Genomic DNA, 16,131 nt, shown 5'->3' with positions numbered 1-16,131 from the left:
ATGCTGTCCTTCCTTTAACTCTTAAATTCAAGCCCAGGTAGTAGGCTCCGCATATGCTGGGCCATCTCTTTATAAATGGCAGGCTGATTTTCGAGCCCATATTTTCCGGCTTCCGCCAAAGGCACGACATGATAGTTTTTCGGGTTAAGCCAGGTTGGCATAAATTTAGGATCGCGCACTTCCACACTTACTTTGTTATCTGTGGTTGTCTTCACAATACGGAGCTTTAAAATCCCGCCAACCTCTTTATATATCCCATCATCTTGCCCTGTAAAGAAGTCCCCCATTGAGTAGATCACAAAGGTTTTGTGGCCCCCTTTCCCCGTCACCCATTGGACGGGTTGCAAAACATGAGGATGGCAGCCTAAAATAATATCAACGCCTTGATCGGCTAATTTCTGAACCAATTCTTTTTGCCTGCTGTTCGGAACGCGTTCGTATTCAGTTCCAAAGTGCAAGGAAACGACCACGACGTGGGATACTTTCTTTGCCTGTTTGATATCCTTTTGCATTTGAGGAAGATTGATTCGGTTGACAAGATAGTCCTTCCCTTCCGGGGTAGCAATTCCGTTTGTTCCATATGTATAAGCCAGAAAAGAAAAAGTGATGTCATGGCTTGTGACCGTTCGGATCTTCGCACGGTCCTTTTCTGACAAAAAGCTTCCGGTGTGCACCATGCCAATTTTGTCCCAATGGTGGATAGCGTTTCGAATCGCCGGAATGCCCCGATCCAATGTGTGATTATTCGCCATGGTCACGACATCGAATCCTGCATCTTTTAAAGCATCGCCGACCTCGTAGGGACTGTTAAAGCTCGGATAAGTCGAAACGCCGATGTCGCTTCCGCCAATGATGGATTCAGAGTTTGCAACTGAGATATCCGCCTGTTGAATATAAGGTTTAACTGCTTCAAGCATTGGTTTGAAGTCATAGCCATCATCGGCCTTTGCCTTGTTGTAAACACGATCATGTATCAGCACATCACCAACAGCTGCAAGTGTTGCGGATGTCTTGTAGTGATTGGGTTGCCGATCCGGTTGACTTTTCGCCGTCGTTTTTACAGAATGTGTATCCGAATGGAAAGATTGGGTGAAAACAAATCCGGTCAAACCTGCGATGCATATGAAAAAATACAATAACCAGTGTTTTATCAGCATAATCGAAACCCGCCCCTATCCTGTCGTTTTCTGACATTATAGCACGTAAATGTGCGAATTTTGCGGTTGTTGGACAAATATTTGAGGTTGTTCCATAAAACACTGGTCTTCCGTTCATTTAGATTGGATATTTTATCCATAATCTGCCCCGCTGCCAGTTCCTCGACCCTCTTTAATCCATTTACCCGCTGTGGATGTTCTTTTTCTTGTGGACACAAAAACACCCCTTTAGATAATCTTATCCAAAGGGGTAAAACCTCGCATCTTTTTTATAAACATCGTGACTTTATTTCAAAGCCACAAAAACAATCATCCCCCACGCTCTCCCCTACTCCACAGTAACGCTCTTAGCCAGATTCCTTGGCTTATCGACGTCACAGCCGCGGTGCAGGGCGGCGTAGTATGCGAGCAGTTGCATTGGTACAACAGAAACAAGTGGTGTGAGGTATTCGTGTACCTCTGGCAATACGATTTGGTCGCTTGCGTCGTTCAGGCCATCCATGCTGATGATGCATGTGTGGGCGCCGCGGGAAGCGACTTCTTTAAGATTGCTGCGGATGCTGCCGTTGACATGTGCTTGTGTCGCGATGGCGATAACTGGTGTGCCTTCTTCGATCAAGGCGATCGTGCCGTGTTTGAGTTCACCGCCGGCAAAGCCTTCAGCCTGGATATAGGAAATCTCCTTCAGCTTCAGCGCCGCTTCAAGACAGACATAGTAATCAACACCGCGGCCGATGAAGAAGCAGTTCCGGGTCACGGCCAGATAATCGCGGGCGATGTTTTCCATGATGTCCTTTTGGTCAACAAGCACTTCCATTGCCTGCGCGGCAAGACTCAGTTCTTGGATAGGATCAAAGCCGAGCGTAATCCCTTTGGCTTTTGCTGTGTCGACAGCCAAAAGTGATAAGACAGCGATTTGCGCTGTATACGCCTTTGTCGAAGCAACGGCGATCTCTGGACCCGCGTGCAAGAGCAAAGTATGGTCCGCTTCACGGGAAAGCGTTGAACCGCCAACGTTAGTCAGCGTCAATGAACGATGCCCAAGCTTCTTAATGTGAACAAGGACCGAACGGCTGTCAGCTGTTTCCCCGCTTTGCGAAATAAAGATGAACAAAGGATTCTTAGAAAGCAACGGCATATTGTAAGAAAATTCGCTGGCAATGTGAACCTCAGTCGGAACTTCAGCGATCTTTTCAAGCATCTGTTTGCCGACAAGACCTGCATGATAGCTAGTGCCGCAGGCTATGATATATAGACGATCAGACTCACTTATCGCCTCGCGGATGCTGCTATCGAGCTTAATGTCGCCATCCTCATTCTGGTACTCCATAATGATCTTGCGCATGACGGCAGGCTGTTCATCGACTTCCTTCAGCATGTAATGCGGATAAGTGCCCTTCTCGATATCACTGGCATCGAGTTCAGCCGTGTATGGCGCACGAACTTGAATGTTGCCTTCTAGATTCTTAATCACATAGCTGTCACGCCTGACGATCACGATCTCTTCATCCATTAGTTCGACGAATTGATCTGTCTCTTTGATCATGGCCATCGCATCGCTTGCAATAACATTAAAACCGTTGCCTAATCCAACAAGCAGCGGACTTTTGTTTTTGCCGACATAAATCGTGTTGCTGTCTTGATTATCAATGAGAGCAATGGCATACGAACCATGCAATAGTGATAATGTGTGACGGAAAGCTTCTTCAACAGCTGAGCCTTTCTGAACAAAGGTTTCAATTAGTTGAACAACAACCTCCGTATCCGTATCACTTTGGAGCTGGGCATCAACGAGATATTCCCGCTTCAGCTTCTCATAGTTCTCAATCACACCGTTATGCACAAGTGTGAAGCGTTCCGACACGCTTTGGTGAGGGTGAGCGTTATAATGCGTTGGTTCACCATGTGTTGCCCAGCGCGTATGGCCAATCCCCATCGTTGCAGCTACCTTATGATCAACATGGTCATCAAGTGCAGCGATCCGGCCCTTTTCTTTAAAAACATGAACACCATCAACATTCATGACAGCAATTCCAGCCGAGTCATAGCCGCGGTATTCAAGCTTTCTTAAGCCATCAAGTAAAATGTTCTTTGTATCTCTTTCTCCGATATATCCTACGATTCCGCACATATTAATTTCCCCCTAGGTGGGGTAAGAGAACATTGGGGTAATCTTACCCCACTTGTTTTTGTTTAAATATATCTGTTGTCTCAAGGTGTCTATGGCTCTTGTACATAGGGTCGCCCCTCTGTTTTCAAGCAAAGACTAACGAGCTATGAGTCTGCCCGAGAGGTATCCGCCGAAAATTCGATCAACCTCTTCCTCGTCAACTATTCTCTTCTCCGGTCAAGAATAGTTCAGGCGCTTTGGTCTTGCCTTAAAAGCTTTCGTCCCACCTTTCCCTTTTTGACTAAAGTCTATTAGATTTTATAAAATGGCAGAGACAAAGTCAATCTTTTTCTAAAAATGGTGTGCCTTAAAATGCGGAAAATTGTATGGCAGCCTCGCCATCTAATAACAGACATATGCATGATAGGCTTATATTGGTTCCCATCATGCATATTATTCTTATATCCTATGTTGTTCAGTGCTCAAGCGTCTGTTTTCATACCCATTTCATCTTGAACAACATCAACTATTTTTCTAACATAGCGGGCGCATTCTTCCTCAGTCTGCGCTTCCCCCATAATCCTGACTAGCGGTTCAGTTCCTGATGGTCTGACAAGAATTCTCCCTTGGCCGGCCATCTCGTTTTCAACCTCTTTGATCACTTCGGCAACACGGCTGTTTTCTGTCACATGGTACTTATCCGTCACTTTCACGTTCACAAGTGTTTGCGGGAATTTTTGCATGTCTGCTGCGAGTTCTGACAGCTTCTTGCCTGTTGCCTTCATGATATTGACAAGCTGAAGGGCGGACAGCATGCCATCACCTGTTGTAATATGATCGAGGAAAATGATGTGGCCTGATTGCTCGCCGCCTAGTGAATAATCACCTTTTCTCATTTCTTCCATGACATAGCGGTCACCGACAGCTGTTTGCTTCGTGGCAACCCCCGCTTGTTCAAGCGCTTTATAAAGCCCCAAATTACTCATGACTGTTGTCACAAGGGTATTGTCTTTAAGCTGGCCTTCAGACTTCAAATACTTAGCGCAAATGTACATAATTTGATCGCCGTCGATAATTTGGCCGTTTTCGTCAACAGCTATCAGCCGGTCACCATCACCATCAAAGGCGAGTCCGACATCTGCCTTCTTCTCTTTAACGAGTTCAACAAGAGCTTCCGGATGGGTGGAGCCGACACCATCATTAATATTCGTGCCATTTGGCGATGTTCCGATCGTCGCGATTTCCGCTTCAAGATCAGCAAACAAATGCGGAGCGAGCGACGATGTTGCCCCATGCGCACAATCCAGCACCGCTCTAATACCGGCAAAATCATCTTCTTGCACAGTCTGCTTAAGAAACTGCAGATATTTCTGACCGCCTTCGAAATAATCGTTCACAACTCCAATATCTGCACCCGTAGGACGAGGCAGATCGTCATTATCTTTATCAAGCAAGCTTTCAATTTCTGCTTCTTGCTCATCGCTAAGTTTGAAGCCATCGCTCCCAAAAAATTTAATTCCATTATCAGCAACGGGATTATGAGAAGCTGATATCATAACACTTGCCCCAGCACCCATTGCTTTGGTCAGATAAGCAACGCCCGGTGTTGAGATGACACCCAGACGCATCACTTCAGCTCCGGTTGACAACAAACCTGCCACAAGGGCACCCTCCAGCATAAAGCCGGAAATTCGGGTGTCTCTCCCTACAAGGACCTTCGGGCGTTCGGTTTCTTTCGTTAAAATATAGCCGCCGAACCGTCCTAATTTAAAAGCCAATTCCGGAGTAAGCTCTGTATTAGCAATACCTCTTACCCCATCTGTTCCAAAATACTTTCCCATTATTTATCGCTCCTTAATCAGACCATGTATCATATACCGTCATGATGTTGCTGTTTGTTTCGAAGATGATTCCTTGAGTTCAATTTTTGCATATGCCTGCTCCGTCTCTCCCTTAAATCCGTCCGGATATATAAGCTTAATAGGGACACGATGCTCACCGTTTTCCAGTCCTTGAACATCGATTGAAGCACCGACATCAGTTGCGCTCACTTGTTTCATGTCATCCTCTGCTCCAGTAAGTGTAAGATCAATGGACTGGTTCTTCGGGTCAAGAAAAGTCAGCGACTGCTTATCCTCATCAATTCCCTTAACGTCAATTGGTATATCCTTAAATTGCTTTGTTGTCTCTTTCGTTGCTGTTTCCGATGAGTTGTTGTTATCCTTTGCTGTGTCATCTGTTGATTCATTATTTTTATCAGATGATTCATTCGGCTTCTTATTAGAATCTTGCTTAGACTTCTTTGAAGAATCTTTCTTTACACTTACCTTAACAGATACGGTATCCGGCTCTGCCTTCTCCGCGCCATCAGGCAAGGGGACATTCACATCAAACGTCTTATCATCCTTCAAACCATCTACCGGAACTGTCAGACCGTCTATTTTGTCGATGCTGCTAAGAACATCAGGACTTCCATATATGGTTACATTCGCAGGACTGACATCAACATTGTCTATTTTCACGCCATCCGCAGGTGTTCCTACGGTTTTGACTTTAACAGGGACTTCCTTAGCTACCTTGGTTAGCGGTACCGTCACATTCACGCTGCCCGGGTTGATTTGCACATTGTTCAATTGATTGCCATCACCGTCGTAGGCATTCAGCGTCACACTTTGTTCAATAGTGTCATCGGCATTCTTGACATCCAAAACCCCTTTTACATAGGCAATTGAATCAATGACATCATTGCCGCCGGTAACATTAACTGTATCCGGGTCAATGACGGGATCGCCGATTTCATATCCGTCAGCAATCTTGCCTTGGTTCACAAGATCAACACTCGCATGCACCGGTTCGGTTACCTTCTTTTGAACCCTTACAGTTACTGTCGATGGGATTGGTGTTGCTTTTACACCATTAGGAATCCCATCTGTCTGCACTTTAACTGTATAGGTTCCGGGGCCCTTATTTTCAAGGTTAATATAAGCTGACCGCGACTTTAATAATTTAGCCTTTAAAAGAAGATCCTTTTGGCCTTCCATTTTAATTTTAACAGTATCAGGTACATCTGAAACTATATATTTATTCTGATCGATATTTACCTTGAGATTCTCGGTCACCGTATCAGTCTGATCACCGCTTACAGTTAAATCACCTTGGTTATGTGAAGGCGGCTGACCAGAAGATACTACAGTATATAACATTAGAGCGATGAGAAAGGAAATGATTTTGACAAACCATTTGCTTTTAAATAATTTATCCATGATTCTTACCTCTCCAATTCCAGCGCGAGGAACTATTTGTCTTTGTTTTGGCTGACAGTTCGTGTTCCAAAAGCTCCTCAAGTCTTTCTTCAGAGATATCGCGAATTAATTCACCGTTTCTTGTCATAGATACACCGCCTGTCTCCTCTGAAACAACGACAGTGAGACTATCAGTCACCTCGCTGACCCCAAGCGCAGCCCTGTGTCTCGTCCCAAGCTCTTTAGAGATAAAAGGACTCTCGGAAAGCGGCAAATAACAGGCAGCTGCAGTTATCTCATTTTCCTTAATAATCACTGCCCCATCATGAAGCGGCGTATTTGGGATAAAAATGTTAATCAACAGCTGTGACGTTAAATTAGCTTTCATCGGAATACCGGTTTCTATATATTCATTAAGCCCTGTCTCACGCTCAACAGATATTAATGCACCGATCCGGCGCTTTGCCATATAAGACGTCGCTTTTACAATGGCATCAACGGATTGTTTGTTCTGTTCCTCGACAATCCCTCCTCTAGAAAAAAAGCGGCCTCTGCCAAGCTGTTCAAGGGCCCGCCGCAATTCCGGCTGGAAGATAATAATAATCGCCAGCACACCGTAGTAGATGGCATTGTTCATCATCCACTCAAGGGTCCGCAAACCGAAGAATTTGCTTAAGAACCACACAGCGATGATAACTAAAATCCCTTTTGCCAATTGCACTGCTTTGGTTCCTCTGATAACCATAATAAGCTTGTAGATCACATATGTGACAAGCAGTATATCAATGATATCAGTTAAGTAATTAAATATATTTATATCAGGCCACGAAAACATGGCGGTCATCCTCCGTATCGCTGTAAGTATGCCCAAAAGGCGATTTAAACATATTTTTCTTATTATAGTACCAAAGTAAATCGTTAATACAAATGCTATTATTGCCATTGTAAGTATATCACAAATAAGTATTGTATTATTTGGAGTGTGAAAATTCTTTTACATTTGGTTTGCCAGGGTACAGGATAAACTATTCGATGATGCCTATTTATTTTTCAGGGTGACATAAGGAAAGAGCCGCTCCGTTTAACCGGACGGCTCTTTCTTTATGTCCCTTCATAATCAAAGGCGGCGAACATCGTGAAGATGCTTTTGATATGATACCAAATCCACTCCATAATTTGGTCAACTTGCTCAATATCACCAGTGACGTGGCCTGCCGATGCCAGCAATGATTCACTATTAACGAGCACTACATCCCCTTGAACCTTGCCCTCAATTTTCACCTTGCCATTCTTAACAATGAGGTCACCTTTAATAACCTCTCCTTTTGGAACAATAACTGTATGACCATCATACTGAACATGTCCCTTGCCTTGTACAACCGCATTAAAAGAATCCTGATTCCATAATGAAAAGAGATAACCTGACATTAAAATTATGAAGCATGCCGCCGCTGTTATAATAGGATGATGCCTCATCCACACCTTCGCCGGCCTCCTGCTCTTCTTATGAGGTTGAGGAAGCTTGGCCATAACAGCTTGAGTAAACCCTTCCGACGGTTCCTTGGTCTCAAGCCCTTTTACTAGTGATTCTGTTTGTTTTAACTCAAGAAAATGCTCCCTGCATGTACTGCAGGTATTTATATGGTCAAAGAATTCTCTTTCTTCAACTTCTGTGGCTTCCTGGTCCAGAACCTTATACATAATCTGGACCATTTCTTTTAAACAAGCCATGAATTTCACCTCTTATACATGGCGCAAACGTTTTCTCAGCGCTTCCCGCCCTCGATGTATTCTCGTCTTCACAGTGGCAACAGGTATATCAAGAATGTCACTGATTTCTTTTAGGCTAAGATCTTGGATGTATTTTAGAACAATTGCTGACCGATATTTAGCCGGGAGTTCTTCAATTTCCCGCTGCACCCATTCCTGTGTCTCATATTCCAGAACAAGGTCTTCGGGCAAAGGTTCTTCTGAAGCGAGTTGTGTGTACATCGTAAATCCGTCCGTCCCTGGGATCTCAGCATCAAGATAAGCGCTTGGCTTCTTTTTACGCAAATAATCAATAGACAAATTGGTCGCAATCCGAAATAACCACGTTGAAAATTTCCGGTCAATTTCGTACTTATCAATATTCGTATAAGCTCTAATAAAAGCCTCCTGAGCCAAGTCCTCTGCTTCCTGCGGGATACGGACCAAACGCAAGCATATATTGTAAACTTGGGTCTTATACAGGTTTACAAGTTCAGCAAATGCCTGATGATCCCCTTTTCTTACCTTTGTTATTATTTTTTTCACCTTTTGATCCATAGTAAGCCTCTCTTTTGTGGCAGTTATATATACGAAAGCATATCGTTTAAGGTTTCAAAATAATTTTAGCAAATTTTAAAGGAAGTTTGGTATATTTTTGGAAAAATCCCTGATTTTTTTCTATCTTCGAGGGCAAAGTGGTTTAGGCATTGTTAATTCGGGTATGATGAAGATAAATCTATTTCGGAGGGGACCCGGGTGGACAAAACCCAGCTGATCAATGAAATTGAAAATGCCAGACACCATTTATTCTCAGCAGCGGAACAATATCCGCTTTGTTCTGAGCAGGTCATAAATTTAAGCAGCTACCTTGATCGATTATTAAATCAATTTGAGCAATTTGAAAGAGCACGGGTTAATTAAACCGTGCTCTTTTTTCCTCGGAGTTATTTAAAGCAGCTTTTCACCAAAAAGTGATCCCGCCAAATCAACCGCCACTGTGGCCGTTTTATTTTTATCATCCAATATCGGATTCACTTCAACGAATTCCGCTGAGGTCAGGATGCCCGCTTCGGCGAGCATTTCCATGGCTAAATGACTTTCTCTAAAAGAAATACCGCCGTTTACCGGGGTCCCTACACCAGGGGCGTCAGTCGGGTCCAAACCATCTAAATCAAGACTTAGGTGAACACCGTCAGTCCGCTCATTAAGGTAAGCTATTGCCTCATTCATTACCTGTGTCATGCCAAGACGGTCGATTTCATGCATTGTGTAAACTTTAATACCCTTTTCTTTGATCAATTCACGTTCTCCTTTATCTAAAGAACGCGCACCTATTATTACAATATTTTCAGGTTTAACTTTCGGCCCAAAACCGGCGATATTAGTCAACGCCGAGTCACCGATACCTATGCTGACAGCGAGCGGCATCCCATGAATATTGCCGGATGGGGATGTTTCAGCTGTATTTAAATCACCGTGTGCATCATACCAGATGACACCAAGGTTTTTATAAGGCTTTGTTACGCCTGCTAGAGTGCCTATAGCAATGCTGTGGTCACCGCCTAGAACAAGTGGAAAACGTTCCTTATTTATCTCTTTATCAATGGCTTTAGCCAACTCTTCGTTCGCCTCGGCAACCGCTTTCAAATTTTTCAACTTTGGCCCATTATGATCACGTTCCGGACGCCCGATTTCAATATCCCCGCAATCGTCAATATTGTAGCCGAGAGACTCAAGCCGTTCAATCATTCCTGCATATCTCATCGCACTCGGTCCCATATCTACACCGCGGCGGGATTGTCCTAGGTCCATCGGTACACCAATTATCGATATATCTTTTTTCATATCTTGCAGCCTCCTTATGTATTCTCACCTCTATTTTACACGTAAACAACGCCCATCCACAACTTTCGAACAGGGAGTATCAATAGTAAAAAGAGCAGCATCGACTTTGGGGCTACATCTTCATTCTCTTGTTTCCAAAACAACAGAAGAAAACCCTTAAACGGCTAACCGTTTAAGGGTTGGATTTATAATTTATGGTGGAGCCTAGCGGGATCGAACCGCTGACCTCCTGCGTGCAAAGCAGGCGCTCTCCCAGCTGAGCTAAGGCCCCGATATGGAGCGGAAGACGGGATTCGAACCCGCGACCCCCACCTTGGCAAGGTGATGTTCTACCACTGAACTACTTCCGCATATGTATTGTTGGTGCGGGTGAAGGGACTTGAACCCCCACGTCCTATAAAGAACACTAGACCCTGAATCTAGCGCGTCTGCCATTCCGCCACACCCGCATTGGATGAGCCCGCGACCTTTGACATTTGAATATAAAGAAAAACCCCACGCAAATGAGACTAAAATGGTGGTGAGCCATGGAGGACTCGAACCTCCGACCCTCTGATTAAAAGTCAGATGCTCTACCAACTGAGCTAATGGCTCTTATTTAAATAAATGATCGATTTTCGCTTGATATTGAGCAAACGGCTCGTTCGTATGTAAATGGTGGAGGGAGAAGGATTTGAACCTTCGAACCCGTAGGGAGCGGATTTACAGTCCGCCGCGTTTGGCCACTTCGCTATCCCTCCATATTAATACAAAAGCCAATTTCTTATAAAAGTGGTGCCGGCCAGAGGACTTGAACCCCCAACCTACTGATTACAAGTCAGTTGCTCTACCAATTGAGCTAGACCGGCAAATGGTGGAGGATGCAGGGCTCGAACCTGCGACCCCCTGCTTGTAAGGCAGGTGCTCTCCCAGCTGAGCTAATCCTCCAAAAATAGTGGTGACCCGTACGGGATTCGAACCCGTGTTACCGCCGTGAAAGGGCGGTGTCTTAACCGCTTGACCAACGGGCCAAAAGTGTTTACTGCTTTAATCGACGTTTTTTATTATATACAGAATAGGACGAGTTGTAAAGGGAAATAAAAAAACTTTTATTTTCTGAATTCAGGAAGGCCCATAATCCCTTGCTTTTATTGCTGATTTTGCGCTTTTAAACAGGACATTCTAATCAATTTTCTTATCATCCGGCCCATTATTTTTATGATCATATTTGTTTCTAAACCAATTTTCTAAAGGTGAAGGAAAAAGGCGCAAGTACTGAACAGTGATGGCGGCCGGGAGTATATAACCGATGGTCGCTTCAAGTATTGCAACGCCCCTTGACCAGCCAAAAGGCGTGATATCCCCATAACCGACAGACAATAATGTGATGGCGCTGAAATATAGCGTTCTTGTAAAATTATCAATCCACATCGGTATATAAGAGACGGCTGTATGATGTTCCACAATTCTTCCCAGATCAAAGAAATCCAATACCATATAAACAATCGTAAAGGTAATAATGATATTGCTGCACATGACAAACAGTGCGATTGAATTATAAATGATCCCATTTTTCCTTATCATTTTTCCATCACCCCGGTCAATTTAAACAAGGGACAAACCCCATATTACATGACTATGCATAGTACACCTAAATTATTTTCCAATAAAAAAGACAGAAGCCCTAGAAGAGCTTCTGCCTTTTGTTAAAGCGCCATTTGTTAGCGGTTTGGGAATAGTTCCTTGGTACGCATCATTTTGCTCATTCGCCCCTTAACAGCATTCCCAACCCTATTGTTTGGCTTCATCATTTGATAAGCAGCAGCGCCAATTCCAATCGAAGCAACAACTGGCACCCAGGTTTTTTGTCCCATCGATATCACCACTGTCTGTTTATTTTGTGCGAAAGGTGCACAACTATTATATTTTCCTAAATAAATGTAATCATGAAAGTAAAATAAGGGTCCAACGCCAAAATAAAACAGCCCCTTTGGGAGGCTGTTTATAAACTTATTTTGCTTTTAAATCTTCAATTGAATTAACATCCTTCATATACTTTGGCACAACCAAGCCGGTTTTTGCACCGCCTTTAAGGTTTGGACCGAGGTCAACAAGCTTACTCTTATATTTATCCCAATAGCTTTTGTGTGTCACTGGGAGCCATACGCAGGTAATCGCATCCACAGAACCATCTGAAAGACCCGCAAATGCCGGACCTGCTTCAACTTGTTTTAGTGTCACTTTATAACCCATGTCTTCAAGAACCGTCTTGATAACATTGGTGCTGGCAACAGCAGAATCCCAAGCGACGTAAACAATTTTAACTTCTTTACCGTTTCCTTTTTTCGCGCCTTTGGTCCACTCTTTAACCTTATCCTGATTCTTTTTAACCCATTCTTTTGCAGCTTCTTCAGGCTTTTTGCCGTCAGCTGTTGCTAACATAACCTTACCCATATCGTCCTGGGACCAATGGAATTGATCAAGGATTTTTGCCGCACCTGGATTATCTTGCTTGAATCCTTTTCTAGTTACTGTATGGATGGCTTCAGCATCCCCGTACACATTTTTTGGATCCTTTAAGAACTTAAGATCAAACTTTTGGAACATCCAGTGAGGTGTCCAGCCTGTAATGATAATAGGATCCTTTTGCTGGTACTTTCTTTTCAATTGTGCTGTCATTGCTGCGCCTGAACTTTGTTTTAATTTCCATTTGTCCAGACCATACTCTTTAATAGCCCTATCCGTTGCTTGCATGATACCGGCACCAGGGTCAATCCCTGTTATTTGCCAATCAACTTGATCTCCGACAGCCTTTGAAGAATCTTTGCTGCCTGAATTATCTCCGCCGCTGCAAGCCGCGAGAAGTAGTGACAACGAAAGAACGAGCGCTAAACCAACGAAACGAAACTTTTTCCACATTTTAATAAGAAACCCTCCTAATGATTTATTTCTTCCTTTTTATATTTTGGGAAATGCGGTCAAGAACAACCGCAATGATAACTAGTGCTAATCCACTTTCAAATCCTAATCCCACTTTAACTTGCGTAACCGCCCGGTAGACGATTGTTCCGAGCCCCGGTGCACCAACCAAAGAAGAGATAACAACCATTGAAAGTGAGAGCATAATACTTTGGTTGATTCCTGCCATAATTGTCGGTGTAGCCAAAGGAAGCTGAACTTTTACCAGCCGTTGCCGTGTTGTTGAGCCAAAAGCATTTGCTGCTTCTATCAGCTCTTCTGGAACCTGGCGAATCCCTAAGTTGGTTAGACGGACAGTCGGCGGCATTGAAAAGATGACAGTGGCGATAACACCCGGAACCATGCCAATACCAAAAAAGATGACGGCAGGTATTAAATAAACAAAAGCCGGCATTGTCTGCATAAAGTCAAGAATCGGTGTAATGATTGACCTTGCCGTATCACTTTGAGAAATCCAAATCCCGATTGGAATACCAATAATAATGGCAATGATAACCGAAGTTAAGATTAAGGCTAATGTATCGACTGTTTCTCCCCAATAACCCAAATTATTAATAAGGAGCAATGCGATGAGTGTAAATACCCCCAAAGGCCATCGTCCAACCCATAAAGCAATTAAAGCAATAATAATAATTAACACGTATGGAGGTCCAATGGATAATAAACTGACAAGGGCATCTCCAAAATTGGATATCCCGGTATTAATGGCATCAAAAAATCCCGATAAATTAGCAATAAGAAAGTTTACAATATCTTCAACCCATTGAGCTAAGGGGATCTTTGGAAATAATCTATCATCCATTTATTTCACCCCCATTCAGAGCTGCCTCTTCGCCGGCTAATGCACCCATAACAGCTCCCCGTACAACAATGCCCTTTAATCGTCCATTTTCATTGATAACAGCAAGCGGCACGCCAGCCGATGCTATTGGTTCAAATAAATCAACCAGAACTGTTTCCGGACTGACTGTCGGGACGTCCTTGGTGAGCACATCACTGATGGTCTTCTTTTCCTTAATTGCCTCAGTGGCTTGATCAGCGGTGATGTAGCCCATCAAATTTTGCTTTTTATCAACAACATAAATGGTTGAAACGCCATGATCCCTCATTAATTGCAGTGCCACTCTTGGCCCCTTATCAGGGGTTATAGTTTCGGCACGCTTCATGACGTGCCCTGCAGTTAGGACCTTGGAAAGATCAACATCTTCTACAAAGCGTTCCACATAATCATTGGCCGGATGCATTAAAATTTCTTCTGCAGTTCCAACCTGAACTATATTTCCGTCCTTCATTAGCGCAATTCTGTCACCGATTCGCAATGCTTCATCTAAATCGTGTGTTATAAAAATGATTGTTTTTTCAACGGACTGTTGCAGTTCCAATAATTCATCCTGCATATCTTTTCTAATTAACGGATCAAGTGCGCTAAATGCTTCATCCATTAATAAAATCTCAGGATCGTTGGCAAGCGCCCGCGCTAAGCCAACACGCTGCTGCATCCCGCCGGATAGTTCAGAAGGGTATTTATCGACATAGCCCCCCAAACCCACTAATTCCAGCGATTCCAATGCCTTTTTCTTTCGTTCGCTTTTACTGATTCCCTGAATTTCTAACCCATATTCCGTATTTTGTAAAATTGTTTTATGAGGGAGGAGTGCGAATTGTTGAAAAACCATTGACATTTTTTTGCGGCGCAAATTCCGAAGCTTTTCCTTGCTCATCTCCACAACATCTTCATCATCTACAATCAATTTACCTGATGTCGGTTCAATGAGTCGATTTAACATTCTAACAAGAGTTGATTTACCGCTTCCGGAGAGACCCATAATTACAAACACTTCTCCAGAATGAACCTCAAAGCTTGCTTGATTGACACCCACTGTCATGCCTGTCTCTTTTAAAATTTCTTCCTTTGTCTTGCCTTGATCTAAAAGTGCAGCCGCTTGCTTTGGATGTTTGCCGAAAATTTTTGTTAATTTTTCCGCTTTAATATGAATCATCTATTCACCCCATCTTCCTACCTACTTTAGCCCCGCTTAAGACCGACTTTTTCTACCATAACATTTATAAAAAGAATATTGCAATTGTTAAGGCTTATAAAACTTGATTAATCCATGCTACCTTTCACTTTATCCTAGTCCTTTAGTACCCTTAAAAAGGGGGCATATTACTCTATTTACCCTGCTTTAAATAAATAAAACACACTATTTCTTAAAAAGTCATTTTCCCTTGACTTTGAAGGCTTTTTTACTAACTTCTTGCTGAAGTCAGCTTATAATACACTTATGGTTTCAAAGGCTCTTTTATGAGGATTTTAAAGGCGAACAAGCGTGACACACTTTGTGATATTGACGGAGAATTTTATTGATTTACGAAAGGTTTAACATTGACTAACATTTTATAACTTTCTAAACGATAACAAAAACCGGGGAATCGCTAATGCGATAACCCCGGTATAGGTTAGTATTTTAATGGAGCTTCCAACCGGATTCGAACCGATGACCTCTTCCTTACCATGGAAGCGCTCTACCTGCTGAGCTATGGAAGCGAGATTCAGGTGATTTAGCCTTACAAAACCACTTTTCAATTGAAGCGAACAAAATTTATTGTAAAGGAAACTTGGACATATTGCAAGTGTTTAATAAAAAATAAAAGTAAAGCTGTGAAGAGACGCTTAAAAGCAATGAGTTGACCAAGTATCCACCTAATTAGATTTCATTGCAAATGAGAGCGTCTCTCAAGCACCTCCTCAAGAGTTTTCCTTCTCAGCTGGAGTATATTCGAGTATCTCATCAACGCTTTCTAGTTCAAGGTACTGCATTATCTGAGCCAGATACTTAATATTAACTTTGTCACTTTTCTTCATAGCTGTAATTGTTCCCCTACGAATCCCTATAGAGTCAGCCATTTCAGTTTGTCCTACACCTTTCTCCTTGAGTACCTCCTCAAGCTTGAAGGTTATTTTTGGTTCACTTGCCAAATTCATCACTCCCCAAGTTGTATTATATATATAACCGTTCAAACGTGCAACGGTAAATAATCAACTGAGAGGAAAGCTGAGATTGCTCCC

15 protein-coding genes and 9 tRNA genes are annotated in these 16,131 nt (G+C 43.1%); 1 reads left to right on the top strand and 23 read right to left on the bottom strand.

Annotated elements, in window-relative coordinates; translation table 11 throughout:
• Positions 1 to 14: 14 nt before the first annotated feature.
• The 7 genes from EV207_RS11520 to sigW form a co-directional block, all read right to left on the bottom strand.
• Positions 15 to 1,157, bottom strand: coding sequence for a CapA family protein (locus EV207_RS11520; RefSeq protein WP_132746307.1), 1,143 nt, complete (start codon positions 1,155 to 1,157; stop codon positions 15 to 17).
• A gap of 328 nt (positions 1,158 to 1,485) precedes the next feature.
• A complete protein-coding gene (gene glmS, locus EV207_RS11510; RefSeq protein ID WP_132746306.1) occupies positions 1,486 to 3,288 on the bottom strand; it encodes a glutamine--fructose-6-phosphate transaminase (isomerizing) in 1,803 nt (600 codons plus the stop codon).
• Between the two features lie 461 nt (positions 3,289 to 3,749).
• Positions 3,750 to 5,108 (bottom strand): phosphoglucosamine mutase, encoded by a 1,359-nt coding sequence (gene glmM / locus EV207_RS11505; RefSeq protein ID WP_132746305.1) that lies wholly within the window; start codon positions 5,106 to 5,108, stop codon positions 3,750 to 3,752.
• A 39-nt stretch (positions 5,109 to 5,147) separates the two neighbouring features.
• Positions 5,148 to 6,530 (bottom strand): CdaR family protein, encoded by a 1,383-nt coding sequence (locus tag EV207_RS11500; protein WP_132746304.1) that lies wholly within the window; start codon positions 6,528 to 6,530, stop codon positions 5,148 to 5,150.
• A complete protein-coding gene (cdaA, locus tag EV207_RS11495; RefSeq protein WP_132746303.1) occupies positions 6,523 to 7,344 on the bottom strand; it encodes a diadenylate cyclase CdaA in 822 nt (273 codons plus the stop codon). Before cdaA ends, EV207_RS11500 begins: the two co-directional genes overlap by 8 nt.
• 266 nt (positions 7,345 to 7,610) lie before the next feature.
• Positions 7,611 to 8,240: an anti-sigma factor gene (locus EV207_RS11490; protein ID WP_132746302.1), complete on the bottom strand. Its 630-nt coding sequence runs from the start codon at positions 8,238 to 8,240 to the stop codon at positions 7,611 to 7,613.
• 12 nt (positions 8,241 to 8,252) lie between these two features.
• Positions 8,253 to 8,816: an RNA polymerase sigma factor SigW gene (sigW, locus tag EV207_RS11485; RefSeq protein WP_132746301.1), complete on the bottom strand. Its 564-nt coding sequence runs from the start codon at positions 8,814 to 8,816 to the stop codon at positions 8,253 to 8,255.
• Between the two features lie 198 nt (positions 8,817 to 9,014).
• Between sigW and EV207_RS11480 the strand changes: the two genes are divergently transcribed.
• Positions 9,015 to 9,179, top strand: a complete 165-nt coding sequence (locus EV207_RS11480; RefSeq protein WP_165886918.1) for an aspartyl-phosphate phosphatase Spo0E family protein — start codon at positions 9,015 to 9,017, stop codon at positions 9,177 to 9,179.
• A 27-nt stretch (positions 9,180 to 9,206) separates the two neighbouring features.
• Here EV207_RS11480 and rocF read toward each other — a convergent pair whose 3' ends face one another.
• From rocF to EV207_RS11405, 16 genes are all read right to left on the bottom strand, one after another.
• Positions 9,207 to 10,103 (bottom strand): arginase, encoded by an 897-nt coding sequence (gene rocF / locus EV207_RS11475; RefSeq protein WP_132746299.1) that lies wholly within the window; start codon positions 10,101 to 10,103, stop codon positions 9,207 to 9,209.
• A 195-nt stretch (positions 10,104 to 10,298) separates the two neighbouring features.
• Positions 10,299 to 10,374: transfer RNA gene (locus EV207_RS11470), tRNA-Ala, on the bottom strand.
• A 4-nt stretch (positions 10,375 to 10,378) separates the two neighbouring features.
• Positions 10,379 to 10,453, bottom strand: a tRNA-Gly gene (locus EV207_RS11465).
• An 11-nt stretch (positions 10,454 to 10,464) separates the two neighbouring features.
• A tRNA-Leu gene (locus EV207_RS11460) sits at positions 10,465 to 10,552 on the bottom strand.
• A gap of 69 nt (positions 10,553 to 10,621) precedes the next feature.
• Positions 10,622 to 10,697 (bottom strand) — tRNA-Lys (locus EV207_RS11455).
• A 61-nt stretch (positions 10,698 to 10,758) separates the two neighbouring features.
• Positions 10,759 to 10,843, bottom strand: a tRNA-Tyr gene (locus tag EV207_RS11450).
• A 32-nt stretch (positions 10,844 to 10,875) separates the two neighbouring features.
• Positions 10,876 to 10,951 (bottom strand) — tRNA-Thr (locus tag EV207_RS11445).
• Between the two features lie 3 nt (positions 10,952 to 10,954).
• Positions 10,955 to 11,030, bottom strand: a tRNA-Val gene (locus EV207_RS11440).
• 8 nt (positions 11,031 to 11,038) lie between these two features.
• Positions 11,039 to 11,113: transfer RNA gene (locus tag EV207_RS11435), tRNA-Glu, on the bottom strand.
• 151 nt (positions 11,114 to 11,264) lie between these two features.
• Positions 11,265 to 11,666 (bottom strand): potassium channel family protein, encoded by a 402-nt coding sequence (locus EV207_RS11430; RefSeq protein ID WP_132746298.1) that lies wholly within the window; start codon positions 11,664 to 11,666, stop codon positions 11,265 to 11,267.
• 137 nt (positions 11,667 to 11,803) lie between these two features.
• The gene (locus EV207_RS23035) at positions 11,804 to 11,956 is read right to left on the bottom strand and encodes a hypothetical protein (protein ID WP_165886917.1); all 153 of its coding nucleotides are present in this window, start codon (positions 11,954 to 11,956) and stop codon (positions 11,804 to 11,806) included.
• A gap of 136 nt (positions 11,957 to 12,092) precedes the next feature.
• On the bottom strand, positions 12,093 to 13,001 hold the full coding sequence (locus tag EV207_RS11425) for a glycine betaine ABC transporter substrate-binding protein (RefSeq protein WP_132746297.1): 909 nt from the start codon (positions 12,999 to 13,001) through the stop codon (positions 12,093 to 12,095).
• Positions 13,002 to 13,026: 25 nt separating this feature from the next.
• A complete protein-coding gene (locus tag EV207_RS11420) occupies positions 13,027 to 13,863 on the bottom strand; it encodes an ABC transporter permease (RefSeq protein ID WP_132746296.1) in 837 nt (278 codons plus the stop codon).
• The gene (locus tag EV207_RS11415) at positions 13,856 to 15,061 is read right to left on the bottom strand and encodes a quaternary amine ABC transporter ATP-binding protein (RefSeq protein WP_132746295.1); all 1,206 of its coding nucleotides are present in this window, start codon (positions 15,059 to 15,061) and stop codon (positions 13,856 to 13,858) included. Before EV207_RS11415 ends, EV207_RS11420 begins: the two co-directional genes overlap by 8 nt.
• 472 nt (positions 15,062 to 15,533) lie before the next feature.
• A tRNA-Thr gene (locus tag EV207_RS11410) sits at positions 15,534 to 15,609 on the bottom strand.
• Between the two features lie 201 nt (positions 15,610 to 15,810).
• Positions 15,811 to 16,041 (bottom strand): helix-turn-helix domain-containing protein, encoded by a 231-nt coding sequence (locus EV207_RS11405; RefSeq protein ID WP_165886916.1) that lies wholly within the window; start codon positions 16,039 to 16,041, stop codon positions 15,811 to 15,813.
• Between the last annotated feature and the right edge of the window lie 90 nt (positions 16,042 to 16,131).

This window comes from Scopulibacillus darangshiensis (assembly GCF_004341035.1).
Taxonomy (GTDB): domain Bacteria; phylum Bacillota; class Bacilli; order Bacillales; family Sporolactobacillaceae; genus Scopulibacillus; species Scopulibacillus darangshiensis.
The sequence above is the reverse complement of the archived record's forward strand: the minus strand, read 5'-3'. Positions and strand labels throughout refer to the sequence as shown.